Here is a 254-nt window from a genome sequence, read left to right as displayed (position 1 = left end):
CGTTAGGCGCCGATCTTCTCGCGGGTGGGGTCCTCACCGGCACCGCGCCGGGCTCGGATGTAGGCGAGACGCTCCTCGAGAAGCTCCTCCAGCTCCGCACGGGTGCGACGCTCCATGAGCATGTCCCAGTGGGTGCGGGCGGCCTTCTCGTCGGTGGCCTCGAGGGTGACGGCCTCGCCGTCGACCTTCAGGCGGGCTTCCGCGCCGCAGGAACGGCACTCCCAGGTCTGAGGCGGTTCGGCATCGGCAGCGAA

Annotated in this window: 1 protein-coding gene; it reads right to left on the bottom strand. The window is 70.5% G+C overall.

Annotated elements, in window-relative coordinates; translation table 11 throughout:
- Positions 1–2: 2 nt before the first annotated feature.
- A partial coding sequence (locus tag ACSV5T_RS10090) for an RNA polymerase-binding protein RbpA (RefSeq protein WP_438321044.1) occupies positions 3–254 on the bottom strand: 252 nt, incomplete at its 5' end.

Source organism: Veillonella sp. ZSJB6 (assembly GCF_051549505.1).
Classification (GTDB): Bacteria; Bacillota; Negativicutes; order Veillonellales; family Veillonellaceae; genus Veillonella.
Note: the sequence above shows the minus strand (reverse complement) of the source record. Positions and strands in the feature narration are given on the sequence as shown.